The following is a 12,771-nucleotide window of genomic DNA, read 5'->3' as shown; positions in this document are numbered from 1 at the left end:
AGGTTGGTATTATAGGTGAAAAGAAGAGTAGTTGTAACAGGTATGGGGGCAGTAACCCCTGTAGGTAACAATGTAGATACCTTTTGGAATAACATTAAAAATGGAGTTTGTGGTATAGATTTTATAAAAGCCTTCAATACAGAAAACTTTAAAGCTAAACTTGCAGCAGAGGTTAAAGATTTTAATCCTGAAGAAACCATAGAAAAAAGAGAAGCTAAGAGAATGGATAAGTATTGTCAGTTTGCAGTTGCAGCTGCTGTAGAAGCAGTTAAGGATGCGGACTTAAATTTAGAAACCATGGATAAAGAAAGGTTTGGGGTAGTTGTTGGTTCAGGTATAGGTGGTATAGGTACCGTTGAAAAACAACAGGAAATTTTATTAGAAAAGGGACCTGGTAAGGTTCATCCACTCTTTATACCAATGATAATAAGCAATATGGCAGCAGGAAATATAGCTATAAGATTTGGAGCCAAAGGAGTATGTACTACCATAGTAACTGCCTGTGCAACAGGAACTAATTGTATAGGTGAGGCATATAGAATGATACAACACGGCAGTGCAGATGTAATCTTAGCCGGAGGTGCAGAGGCATCTATTACTCCTCTTTCTATAGCAGGTTTTATATCCCTTACAGCTTTAAGTAAAAGTACAGATCCTAAGAGAGCGTCTATTCCTTTTGATAAGGAAAGAGGTGGCTTTGTTATGGGAGAAGGTGCAGGTATTTTAGTACTTGAATCTTTAGAAAATGCTTTAGCTAGAAATGCCAAAATCTACGGAGAAGTAGTTGGGTATTCTGCTACTTGCGATGCTTATCATATAACTTCACCAGCACCAGGAGGAGAAGGTGCTGCTAGAGCTATGAAGTATGTTATAGAAGAGGCTGGAATAAAACCAGAAGAAGTTTCATATATTAATGCTCATGGTACAGGAACTGATGCTAATGATAAACTTGAAACAGAAGCTATAAAATCCGTATTTGGAGATTATGCTAAGAAAGTTCCTATAAGTTCTACAAAATCAATGACAGGGCATCTTTTAGGGGCTGCAGGAGCTGTAGAAGCAGTAGTTGCTATAAAGTCAATGATAGATAGCTTCATTCCTCCGACAATAGGATATGAAGTATGTGACGAGGAATGCGATTTAGACTATGTTCCAAATAAGGGCAGAGAATGTGAAGTAAACTACGCTATGTCAAACTCCCTAGGTTTTGGAGGACATAATGGAGTTATACTATTTAAAAAATGGAGTGAATAAATTATGGATTTTAAAGGTATAGCTGAATTAGTAAAGGTTGTAAGTGACTCAAAGGTAACTAACTTAGAAATTCAAGAAAATGGATTATCTATAAAGATTGCAAAAGAGTTAGAAAAGGTATTTATAAAAGAGTTAAAGGAAGAGAGTATATATCCTGTAGTTCAAGATACTAAGGTAAATAATATTATAGACACAGTAGAGGAAGCTATAAAAGAAGCAGCACAAGAAGAGGAAAACATTAAAATTATTTCTTCTCCAATTGTGGGAACCTTTTATTCATCTCCTTCACCAGATAAAGAGCCCTTTGTAAAGGTTGGTAGTAAGGTGAAAAAGGGAGATACCCTGTGTATTGTAGAAGCTATGAAGTTAATGAATGAAATATATAGTGAAGTAGATGGAGAAGTAGTGGAAATCATAGCTAAAGAGGGAGATATGGTAGAATACGGCGGAGAACTTTTTAAAATAAAATATTAATATTCAAGAATGAAGGTGTAGTAATGAGTAATAGTCTAAATGTAAAGGACATAATGAAAATAATACCTCATAGATATCCATTTTTACTAGTGGATAAAATTGAAGAAATGGAACCAGGTAAAAGAGCTGTTGGATATAAAAATGTAACGATGAATGAATATTTTTTTGCAGGGCATTTTCCAGAAGAACCTGTAATGCCAGGAGTTTTAATCATAGAAGCTTTAGCGCAGGTTGGAGCAGTAGCGGTGCTTAGCTTAGAAGAGTTCCAAGGCAAAATAGCCTATTTTGCGGGAATAAATAAAGCTAGATTTAGAAGAAAAGTAGTTCCAGGAGATGTTTTAAGATTAGAGGTTGAAGTAGTTAAATTAAGAGGTGTGGCAGGAATCGCAAATGCTGTAGCTACTGTGAATGGAGAAAAAGCAGTAGAAGCAGAAATAATGGTTATGATAGGGTGATGATATGTTTAATAAAATATTAATTGCCAATAGAGGAGAAATAGCAGTTAGAATTATTAGGGCTTGTAGAGAAATGGGAATAGAAACTGTTGCAGTATATTCTACTACAGACAAAGAAGCGTTACATGTTCAAATGGCAGATGAAGCCGTTTGTATTGGGCCACCTTCGCCTAAGGATAGTTATTTAAATATGAGAAATATAATAAGTGCTACTGTACTTAGTGGAGCACAGGCTATACACCCAGGTTTTGGATTTTTATCAGAAAATAGTAAATTCGCAGAAATGTGTAAGGAATGTAATATAACCTTTATAGGGCCAGACTATGAGGTTATAGAGAAAATGGGTAATAAATCTAAGGCGAGAGAAATGATGATTGAAGCGGGAGTACCTGTTATTCCAGGTACTAAATCCCCTATTTTGTCCGATGAAGAAGCTCTTTTAAATGCTAGGAATATAGGCTATCCAGTAATGATAAAAGCATCAGCTGGCGGCGGTGGAAGAGGAATAAGAATAGTTAGGGAAGAAGAAGAATTAATAAAATCCTTGCAGACCGCTAGAGCAGAAGCTAAGGTTGCCTTTGGTGATGACACAATGTATATGGAAAAATACTTGGAGAATCCTAGGCATGTAGAGATACAAATATTAGGTGATAATTACGGAAATTTAATTTATCTTGGAGAGAGGGATTGCTCTATTCAAAGAAGAAATCAAAAGATTTTAGAAGAAGCTCCTTGTCCTGTAATGACTGAGGAATTAAGAAAGGCTATGGGAGAGGCTGCTATTAAGGGAGCAAAATATGTAGGGTACAAAAATGCTGGAACTATAGAATTCTTATTAGATAAAAACAATCAATTTTATTTTATGGAAATGAATACGAGAATTCAAGTTGAGCACCCTATAACAGAATTGGTAACAGGCGTTGACTTAATAAAGGAACAAATAAAAATAGCTTCCGGGGAAAAACTAAGCATTATTCAAGAAGAAGTTCAAATGAATGGACATTCCATTGAATGTAGAGTTAACGCAGAAGATCCATCAAGGGATTTTATGCCTTCACCAGGAAAGGTTAAGATTTTATTTATGCCAGGGGGACCTGGGGTAAGAGTAGATACTCATTTGTATGATGGTTACGTTATACCTCCTAACTATGATTCTATGATGGCTAAACTTATTGTTCATGGAAAAGATAGAGAAGAGGCTATAAATAAAATGAGAAGAGCTTTGACAGAATTCTTAATTGAAGGAGTAAAGACAAATATAGATTATCAATTTACCATAATAAATGACTTAGATTTCATAAAAGGTAATTATCATACAGGTTTTATTAACAGAAACCCCAAATAGGAGATGATATAGATGTTTCAAGGGCTTTTTAAGAAAACTAAATATATAACTGTAAGCTCACAAAATTTAGAAGAGGTAAAAGAAGAGCCAAAGCCTATTATTCCAGATGGTATGTGGGTAAAATGTAAGAAGTGTGGCCAAATTATCTATACCAAAGATTTAAAGGAAAATTATAGGGTTTGTGGTTTCTGTAAATGTCACTTTAGATTGCCAGCTTATCAAAGAATAAGAGATATAATTGATGAGGGAACTTGGATAGAAATAAATAAAGATATAAATACGTTAAATCCACTAGATTTTCAAGGGTACGAAGAAAAAGTTGATGAAGTTATAAAGAGTACTAACTTAAAAGAAGCGGTAATTACAGGTACAGGTTCTATAAAAGGAGAGAAAACTGTAATATGCGTTATGGATAGTAGATTTTTAATGGGCAGTATGGGCTCCGTGGTTGGCGAAAAAATTACAAGAGCAATAGAAAAGGCCATGGAAGAAAGATTACCAATTATAATTTTTACAGCTTCCGGGGGAGCCAGAATGCAGGAAGGAATGTATTCTTTAATGCAAATGGCTAAAGTCTCGGCAGCACTAGGAAAGCTTAAGGAAAAAGGGCTTTTGTATATATCTGTACTTACAGACCCCACTACAGGTGGAGTAACAGCTAGTTTTGCTATGCTTGGAGATATAATATTAGCTGAGCCTGGAGCATTAATAGGTTTTGCTGGTAAAAGAGTTATAGAACAAACCATTAAGGAAAAGCTACCTGATGAATTTCAAACAGCAGAATTCTTATTAAAACATGGCTTTGTTGATAAAATTGTGGAAAGAAAAGATTTAAAGAATACTCTATACAACATATTGAAAATTCATAGTGGAAAAAATCATTTAAATGAAAATACTATTGATATAAATATATATAAAGAAGAAAAAAGTGAAGATAGGTTAAACCCTTGGCAAAAAATTTCAATGATAAGAAGCTCATCGAGGCCAAATGCTCTAGACTATATAGAGAGAATATTTACCTCCTTTATAGAATTACATGGAGACAGGTATTTTGGTGATGATGAATGTATTGTAGGGGGCATAGGGTTATTAGAAGGTACTCCAGTAACTATAATTGCTCAACAAAAGGGCAAAGACTTGAAAGATAATATAAGAAGAAATTTTGGTATGCCGAGTCCTGAAGGATATAGAAAGGCATTAAGGCTTATGAAGGAAGCAGAGAGGTTTAATAGACCTGTAATATGCTTTGTGGACACTCCTGGAGCTTACTGTGGAGTAGGAGCAGAGGAGAGGGGACAAGGAGAAGCTATTGCTAGAAACCTAATAGAAATGGCAGGACTAAAAGTACCTGTGATATCTATAGTAATAGGGGAAGGCGGTAGTGGAGGAGCACTAGCCTTAACAGTAGCAGATAAAATTTGGATGCTACAAAACTCTATATACTCAATACTATCTCCAGAAGGTTTTGCGAGTATTTTATGGAAGGACGCCAAAAGGGCAGAAGAAGCATCTAGCATAATGAAAATAACTGCACAAGATTTACTTCAATTTGGAATAATTGATAAGGTAATAAATGAACCTAAGGGAGATGCTAGTAAGAGTTTAGACCTTTTAGCAGAAATTATTAAAGCTAACTTGATAAAAGAATTTTGCATCCTTAATCAATTATCTATAGATAACCTTTTAGACAATAGATATAATAAGTATAGAAATATAGGATTATATGGAAAATAATAAAACCGCTCCTTTTATTAAGAAGGAGCGGTTTTGTTATGTTATATAGCAGCATCAGCTGGTGGCGTAAAAGTTCTTTGTGCTAATTCTGCATCAAGCATGTAAATAGCAGCAGAGTTTTCGCCTATTCTTTCTAATTTAGATATTAAAGCAGAAAAAGTACTTTCTTCTTCTACCTGCTCATCTATGAACCATCTTAGAAAGCTCATAGTAGCATGATCTCTTTCTTCTGTAGCTAAATCAGCTAAATTATATATTCTTTTAGTAACTTTTTGTTCATGTTCATAAGCAGATTTAACTGCATCCAATAAAGAATTATAAGTATTTTCAGGAGCTTCAATAGCGCCAATATTCACTCTGCCACCTCTATCAATTATAAACTGAAAGAATTTCATAGAATGAAATCTTTCTTCCTGAACTTGCACCTTAAAGAAATTAGCAAATCCTTCTAAATCTATTGACGAGCAGTAGGCTTGCATTGCAAGATATATATTTTCTGAATACATTTCATAATTAATTTGTTCGTTAATCGCTTTGTTTAATCCTTGGCTTAACATAGATAATACCTCCTTAGTAATATTTATTATATTTTACCATAGTTTATTAGATAATAAAAGCAATCCATGTGAAAATTATGGTAATAATTTGTTTAAATCCACAGTTCCTCTACCTTGCATAGGCTTTGGAATATCAAGTAAATTACAAGATACTTTAAAAAGAGAAAGTATATCATTAAAAGTAAGCGTTGGATTGTTTTCAAATAATAAAGCGCAAAGACCGCTGATATAAGCAGCAGCGCAGGAGGTTCCTGTGTAAAATGTGTAAGGATTTTCTAAGGACTGTGGATAAACCTTTATCCCATTCCTTTCAGAAACAAAATTAATATTAGAATTAAGTGATTGTATATTTACGCAAGCTGCTGATAAATCAGGCTTATCAATTTTACTTGATGGACCCGTTGAGGAATTTGCATAGGGCTTAACGTCTGAGGAGGTTGTGTCAAGGCCTCCCACAGTAATACAATTATCCAATATGGCAATTCCTCTCATAGAAGAATCACCATTGCCATTGTGGCCTGCTGGAACTACTACAATTATATTTTTTTTCACTGCTAACTTGAATAGCTTTGAGAATAGTGAAAGTATGAAATCATCATTTTCAATTATCTCAAAAGGCAAGCATATTACTTTTATGTTGAATTGTTCACTTTCTTCTATAAGCTTATGAATAGAAAACAATATGTCCGATATATAAGCCTTGCCTAAATCATTAAAAGCTTTTATTGAATAAATATAACTATTTTCTGCTATTCCCTTATAAGTTCCTTTAGATAGATATCCACTTCCACAAAGTATTCCACTAATGGCGGTACCATGACCATTATCATCATAAGGGTATTTACAGCTATTAATGAGATCTAAGAAGTTTAAAATCTTATTTTTGGGGCTTAACAAATCTGGATGAGGGTATGTTCCGCTATCTACTAAGCCAATACATACGCCTTTACCTGTAAGGCGATATTTTTCATCCCATACCACTTTGTTTGCAGACAAGACACTATTGCCGCATAAAAGCCCATAGGTATCAAAGGTTATATAATCTATATAAGGGTATTCCATCAGCCGATCAATAACTTTCGGGGATATATTGGCACATAAACAGTTTATTGAGGGTATAGCTCTTATGATTTTGCCCCCTAAGCTTTTAACTTTACTTTCTATTTTTTCATGTAAGGTTTTGCAATGTATAATTACCCTTATATTTTTATAAGAGTTATTCTTTACAATTTTTTTCAAGTCGTTGTTCAATCTATTTTTAAATAAAAACATAGCCCACCCCTAAAAATTATTCCATTATATATTATAATATTCATAAGGTATAAATGTTCCAATAATTATCCCTTACATTTAAATATTATTATTCCTACTACCATAACTATTACACCAATTATCTTATTTAGACCAAAAGTTATTTGTTCAGACCCAAATAAACCAAAGGCGTCTATAAGGGCAGCTGCTGTTAATTGAGCAACTAATATTGTACATATGGCATAAGTGGGGCCAAGGGATTTAATTCCTCTCATTACAGTATAAATAATTATAACTCCTAATACTCCCCCTAATAAATATAATTTATTAGCATTTTTAAGCTCTTTAAAATCTCCTTTTCCAGCAACAAATACCGTAATTAAGCTCAAAATAAAACCAATTCCTTGAACTAATAAATTTGTCTCCCAAATACCGATTTTATCTCCTAGTCTTGTATTAAAAACTCCTTGTATGCTCATACTTATTCCTGAAATTATAGAAACAATTATTCCTAACATAAAATAACCACCTCCCTGATTATTCTATCCAGAGAGATGGTTATTTATTATATAATTAATATCCACTTAGTTGTCTAATATGATTCATATTGTTCTTATTCAAATATGCACTTTCAATATCTTTTTCGCTAAAACCTAAGCTCAATCCTAAGCATAAAAAGTCTTCAAATAAGGTTTGATAATGATCCTTTGAAGGACAAACAACAAAATCGTTTATGTCTACATAAAGGTTTAAAAATTGGTCTGTTAAGTTGTGTTGCATATTTTCTATATGTATATTAAACTCTGCATCTCTATAATTTTTTTCTAAACCTAATGTTAAAATGAAATGCAAACAGTCAACATATTCTTCTAAAATTTCACTTTTAGGAGAAGCACCTTTATTGCACCAATATTTAAAGCATCTAGTTTCATTTGCTAGCTCTGCAATTTCAACTTGAAGAGCTAAAATTTTATTAGGAAAGAAAGCTTTACCATGTAGATTATGCTTCTCTAATATGTGATGGTCTAACTTTTCCTGCAAATTAAAAAGATTTTTAAAATTCATAGGATAAAATCCGCCTTTCCATAAACATTTTTAATACTATTATATTGTATCAAAGATTGTAAAAATTAAAAGACTACGCAATCGGTTACATTAAAAAAATAAAAATAAAAAACAAAAAACACCTAAAAATAGATGTTTTTTGTTTTTTATGCAAGTAATAATTTATATATCGGTATAATAATCAAACTCAATATGGTAGTTATAGTTATCATAACTGCAGCGTACTCATAATCTGAATCATAGGCTTTACCTATAATGGCTGTATTTGTCATTGCTGGCATTGCCGCTTGTACAATAAAGACACTTCTCATTAAAGAAGAGGGTAATGGAAATGGATAAGTAAGCAACAATACTAATAAAGGAGATATTACAAATCTTCCAAGTAATAGTACAAACATTTCTTTAGTAAACTTAACCTTAGATAAATCTACAGAGTAAATAGTATGTCCTATAAACATCATGGATAATGGGGTAGTTAAGTTACCTAAATATTTACAGGTATCTAAAATAAATTTAGGAAGAGTTACATTTAAAAGTATAAGAGCTACTGCTAGTACAAATCCAAGAAAAGGTGGAGAAAGAATTCTCTTTAAGCTATTCTTAGAAAATATACTGCTAGGTTCTGTACTGCTATCCTTAGTAATTTCATAAACTCCTATAGTCCAGAAAAAAGTGGTGTTTGCTATATAATAAAGCAATACATAAGGGACACTTTCTTCACCAAAAAGAGCTAAATTTACAGGTAGACCTATGAAAATAGTGTTGGATACGAAGAATATAGACAAAAATATTCCTCTTCTTCCCTTAGGTACCTTAAGAAGATAACAAGTCACTTTTCCTATAACATAAGCTAATGCAATGGAGGTAAAGGGAACAAAAAGCCCTTTACCTAACACTAACAATTTTTCTTTATCAAAATTACTCATTAAGTTTGTAATCATCAAAGTTGGTAAAGCTATATTTACAACTATTTTAGCAAATAACTTAGCGTTATTATCATCGAGCCATTTATTATGAGTTAGAGCATAACCAATCATAATCATTATTACTATGCTAAATACACTGCCGAAGGCATTAAATAGGGACATATTAATCCCACCTTTTAATTTATTTTAAAATTCAGCTGAACCTGTTGTTCTTGGGAATGGTATAACGTCTCTTATGTTTGACATTCCGGTAATATACATTAATATTCTTTCAAAGCCTAATCCATAGCCAGCATGTTTTGTAGTGCCATATTTTCTTAATTCTAAATACCACCAGTAATCTTCTTTATTTAATCCCATATCATCCATTTTCTTTTCTAAAACGTCTAACCTTTCTTCCCTTTGGCTTCCTCCTATGATTTCACCAACTCCAGGAACTAAAAGATCCGCTGCGGCAACAGTTTTATTATCATCGTTTAACCTCATATAAAAGGCTTTTATATCCTTTGGATAGTCAGTTACAAATACTGGTTTTTTAAATATTTTTTCAGTTATATATCTTTCATGTTCTGTTTGAAGGTCTATTCCCCACTCTACAGGATATTGGAATTCCTCTCCTGATTTCTTTAAAAGTTCTACAGCTTCAGTATAAGTTATTCTAACAAATTCAGAATTTACCACGTTATTTAATCTGTTAAATAAATCCTTATCAATGAAACTATTAAAGAACTCCATTTCTTCTGGAGCGTTTTCCATAACATAGCTTATAATGTACTTTACCATATCCTCAGCTACATCCATGTAATCTACTAAATCAGCGAAAGCCATTTCAGGTTCAATCATCCAAAATTCAGCCGCATGCCTTGCAGTATTTGAATTTTCAGCTCTAAAAGTAGGACCAAAGGTATATACATTTTTAAAAGCGTGGGCATAAGCTTCACCAGATAATTGTCCGCTTACTGTTAAATTTGCTTCTTTTCCAAAGAAGTCTTGAGAAAAGTCTATTTTTCCTTCTTCTGTTTTAGGAAGGTTCTGCAAATCTAAAGTAGTAAGCCTAAACATTTCACCTGCGCCTTCAGCATCACTACCAGTAATTATTGGGCTATGAACATAAACAAAGCCTCTTTCTTGGAAGAATTTGTGAATGGCAAAGGCGGCTAAAGAACGAACTTTAAAAACTGCTGAAAAAGTGTTGCTTCTTGGTCTTAAATGAGCTATAGTTCTTAAAAACTCTAAGGAATGCCTTTTCTTTTGTAATGGATAATCAGAATCAGATAATCCTTCCACTATTATATTTGTAGCATGAATTTCAAAAGGCTGCTTAGCATTTTGGCACTCTACTACTTTTCCTTCAACTGTTATAGATGAACTAATGGATAACTTAGATAAATCATTAAAGTTACTTAACTTATCATCGAATACTACTTGAATATTTTTAAAGAAACTACCATCATTTAATTCGATAAATCCAAAGGTCTTAGACATTCTCTCTGTCCTAATCCATCCCGACAAGGTTACGTCATTATTTATATACTGCTCTGCATTTCTATAAAGTTGTTTAACAGATATTTTTTCCATGGTGAATCCTCCTAATAATATATTATATTTAATATTAAATTAAATTATTTTACATAAAAATAAAAGCCCTTCATCCACAAAGGGACGAAAGACTTGTTTCCGCGGTACCACCCATCTTGCCTAAAAGGCCAGCTTAAAATAAGTACGTAAATACATACCTACCAAAGTAAGGTTTTGGAGACCTCTAAGCCTACTTTCAAATTAAATGATTTCGGTTAGATACTCAGAGATGTTCTTCAATAAAGGCTTCACACTGGTCTTACACCATCACCAGCTCGCTAAGGATAATTCCAATATCTACTCTTCTCTTCATAGTAGTTTTCTATATTTATACTTCATAACATTATAATGCTTTACGAAGATTCTGTCAACAATTAAATTTACAAAAAACATATATGAAAAAAATTATATTTAATATATAATCATTATGCTAAATTGAAAAGTTTATAAAGAGAATTTTAAAAGCAGGAGGAAAGACCATGGCCAAAACTTATGAATTAAATGAATTTTTAATAACTACAGACGCTGAAAAAGTAAATATCGATGCAGTACACGAACTTTTATCTAGATCTTATTGGGCAGAAAAAAGAAGTAGAGAAATAATTGAAAAATTTATAAAAAGTTCTCTTTGTTTTAGTTTATATCACTTAGACAAACAAATAGGCTTTGCTAGAGTGGTCACTGATTATATAACCTTTGGATATGTAAGGGATGTTTTTATTCATGAAGATTATAGAAGTAAAGGTCTTGGTAAGTGGTTAATAGATTGTGTAATTTCTCATCCAGATATTGAGAGAATAGAAAGATTAATGTTAGCCACAAAAGATGCACAAGGGTTTTATAAATATCATGGTTTTTCGGAACTTCAAAAGCCTGAGGCTTTTATGGAGAGGTTAAACATTATAGCTACAGTATAACTTATAAGTAAAGAGTTAAGCGTAGGAAAATACTATCCTATTCTTAACTCTTAAATTTTAAGCTCTATTTATCAAGATACTTCTTTTCATGAGCTAAAAGCCATTCTTTCCTCCAAAGATCTCCTCCATAGCCGACAAGGCTACCATTGGATCCTATAACTCTATGACAAGGAATTACTATGGAAATTTTATTTTTATTATTCGCTCCGCCAACAGCTCTAACAGCTTTTGGATTTTCTATATTTAAAGCTATGTCTTTATAGCTACAGGTTCTACCATAGGGTATTTTTAATAGAGATTGCCATACTTTTTTTTGAAAAACTGTTCCATTGAGTTTGCAGTTAATTGAAAAAGTTTTCCTTGCACCTAAAAAATACTCATCTAGTTCATTACTACATTTTTTAAAAAATTCATCCTCGTTTGTAAGGTTTTTATCCTCATTTACAAAATTTAATCCTAATAAATAATCATCTTCGTATATTAATTCAATAACTCCTATGGGGGATTTATAATAGCCAGTGTTCATTTTAATATCACCTCTTATTGTTATTATATTAAATATAACTCATAAGAAGCAAAAAGTTAATACACCCAGGAATTATAAATTCCCAGGTGTGTTATAGCTAATCTTTCATCAAAAATATTTTTTTACTATCTATATAATCATATACATCTCTTAAAGCTTCACCAAATCTTTGATAATGTACGATTTCTCTAGCCCATAAGAATTTTAAAACGTCTTTTACATCACGGTCATCAGTTAAATCAATCAAGTGCTCGTAGGTTGAGCGAGCTTTTTGCTCTGCGGCCATATCTTCGTGCAAGTCTGTTACTGGATCCCCTAAGGTTCCAATATAAGCTGCAGTCCATGGTACTCCATTTGCATCTGTTGGGAACAATGCACTATCATGCTGGGCATAATGCCCCCCAAGACCAGCCTCTCTCATCTCATCAGGAGTAGCATCTTTAGTTAGTTGATATATCATTGAACAAATCATTTCTACATGAGCTAGCTCTTCTGTACCAATATCTGTTAGTAGCGCTTTAGCTTTTCCTGTAGGCATTGTATATCTTTGATTTAAATATCTGATTGCTGCACTAAGTTCTCCATCTGGGCCCCCATATTGAGTAACAAGAAATTTTGCCATTTTCAAGTCTTTAGATTTTAGTTTTACTTCATGTTGCAGTTTTTTTTCATAAATCCACATATAACTA

Annotated in this window: 14 protein-coding genes and 1 other annotated feature; of the genes, 6 read left to right on the top strand and 8 right to left on the bottom strand. The window is 32.7% G+C overall.

Annotated elements, in window-relative coordinates:
• Positions 1 to 15 precede the first annotated feature (15 nt).
• From fabF to accD, 5 genes are read left to right on the top strand one after another with little or no spacing between them, the layout of a single operon-like run.
• Positions 16 to 1,254, top strand: coding sequence for a beta-ketoacyl-ACP synthase II (fabF, locus tag ABDZ69_RS11570; protein ID WP_343769807.1), 1,239 nt, complete (start codon positions 16 to 18; stop codon positions 1,252 to 1,254).
• Positions 1,255 to 1,257: 3 nt separating this feature from the next.
• A complete protein-coding gene (accB, locus tag ABDZ69_RS11565) occupies positions 1,258 to 1,728 on the top strand; it encodes an acetyl-CoA carboxylase biotin carboxyl carrier protein (RefSeq protein ID WP_343769806.1) in 471 nt (156 codons plus the stop codon).
• A 23-nt stretch (positions 1,729 to 1,751) separates the two neighbouring features.
• On the top strand, positions 1,752 to 2,183 hold the full coding sequence (gene fabZ, locus ABDZ69_RS11560) for a 3-hydroxyacyl-ACP dehydratase FabZ (protein WP_343769805.1): 432 nt from the start codon (positions 1,752 to 1,754) through the stop codon (positions 2,181 to 2,183).
• 4 nt (positions 2,184 to 2,187) lie between these two features.
• On the top strand, positions 2,188 to 3,528 hold the full coding sequence (locus tag ABDZ69_RS11555) for an acetyl-CoA carboxylase biotin carboxylase subunit (protein WP_343769803.1): 1,341 nt from the start codon (positions 2,188 to 2,190) through the stop codon (positions 3,526 to 3,528).
• A gap of 12 nt (positions 3,529 to 3,540) precedes the next feature.
• Positions 3,541 to 5,262, top strand: coding sequence for an acetyl-CoA carboxylase, carboxyltransferase subunit beta (accD, locus tag ABDZ69_RS11550; protein ID WP_343769802.1), 1,722 nt, complete (start codon positions 3,541 to 3,543; stop codon positions 5,260 to 5,262).
• Positions 5,263 to 5,303: 41 nt separating this feature from the next.
• Here accD and ABDZ69_RS11545 read toward each other — a convergent pair whose 3' ends face one another.
• The 6 genes from ABDZ69_RS11545 to asnS form a co-directional block, all read right to left on the bottom strand.
• Complete coding sequence (locus ABDZ69_RS11545) at positions 5,304 to 5,819, bottom strand: ferritin (RefSeq protein ID WP_343769800.1); 516 nt, start codon at positions 5,817 to 5,819, stop codon at positions 5,304 to 5,306.
• Between the two features lie 75 nt (positions 5,820 to 5,894).
• Positions 5,895 to 7,091 carry a S8 family serine peptidase gene (locus ABDZ69_RS11540; protein ID WP_343769799.1) on the bottom strand — a complete coding sequence of 399 codons (1,197 nt, stop codon included), beginning with the start codon at positions 7,089 to 7,091 and terminating at the stop codon, positions 5,895 to 5,897.
• 65 nt (positions 7,092 to 7,156) lie between these two features.
• Positions 7,157 to 7,588: a DMT family transporter gene (locus ABDZ69_RS11535; RefSeq protein WP_343769797.1), complete on the bottom strand. Its 432-nt coding sequence runs from the start codon at positions 7,586 to 7,588 to the stop codon at positions 7,157 to 7,159.
• A gap of 55 nt (positions 7,589 to 7,643) precedes the next feature.
• Positions 7,644 to 8,135, bottom strand: a complete 492-nt coding sequence (locus ABDZ69_RS11530) for a dUTP diphosphatase (protein WP_343769796.1) — start codon at positions 8,133 to 8,135, stop codon at positions 7,644 to 7,646.
• Positions 8,136 to 8,281: 146 nt separating this feature from the next.
• Positions 8,282 to 9,223: an AEC family transporter gene (locus ABDZ69_RS11525; RefSeq protein WP_343769795.1), complete on the bottom strand. Its 942-nt coding sequence runs from the start codon at positions 9,221 to 9,223 to the stop codon at positions 8,282 to 8,284.
• Positions 9,224 to 9,247: 24 nt separating this feature from the next.
• Positions 9,248 to 10,639, bottom strand: coding sequence for an asparagine--tRNA ligase (asnS, locus tag ABDZ69_RS11520; RefSeq protein WP_343769793.1), 1,392 nt, complete (start codon positions 10,637 to 10,639; stop codon positions 9,248 to 9,250).
• Positions 10,640 to 10,716: 77 nt separating this feature from the next.
• Positions 10,717 to 10,961: a binding site (T-box leader), on the bottom strand.
• 157 nt (positions 10,962 to 11,118) lie between these two features.
• On the opposite strand from asnS, the gene ABDZ69_RS11515 reads away from it, so the two are divergent.
• On the top strand, positions 11,119 to 11,556 hold the full coding sequence (locus tag ABDZ69_RS11515; RefSeq protein WP_343769791.1) for a GNAT family N-acetyltransferase: 438 nt from the start codon (positions 11,119 to 11,121) through the stop codon (positions 11,554 to 11,556).
• Between the two features lie 64 nt (positions 11,557 to 11,620).
• Here the strand turns inward: ABDZ69_RS11515 and ABDZ69_RS11510 are convergent, their stop codons facing one another.
• Together ABDZ69_RS11510 and ABDZ69_RS11505 are read right to left on the bottom strand one after the other, a co-directional pair.
• Positions 11,621 to 12,082, bottom strand: a complete 462-nt coding sequence (locus ABDZ69_RS11510) for a methylated-DNA--[protein]-cysteine S-methyltransferase (RefSeq protein ID WP_343769790.1) — start codon at positions 12,080 to 12,082, stop codon at positions 11,621 to 11,623.
• Positions 12,083 to 12,179: 97 nt separating this feature from the next.
• The gene (locus ABDZ69_RS11505) at positions 12,180 to 12,764 is read right to left on the bottom strand and encodes a manganese catalase family protein (RefSeq protein ID WP_343769788.1); all 585 of its coding nucleotides are present in this window, start codon (positions 12,762 to 12,764) and stop codon (positions 12,180 to 12,182) included.
• Between the last annotated feature and the right edge of the window lie 7 nt (positions 12,765 to 12,771).

Origin of the sequence: Clostridium malenominatum (assembly GCF_039521365.1) — a bacterium.
Lineage (GTDB): Bacteria > Bacillota > Clostridia > Clostridiales > Clostridiaceae > Clostridium_AW > Clostridium_AW malenominatum.
This window is presented reverse-complemented; position numbering and strand designations above follow the sequence as displayed.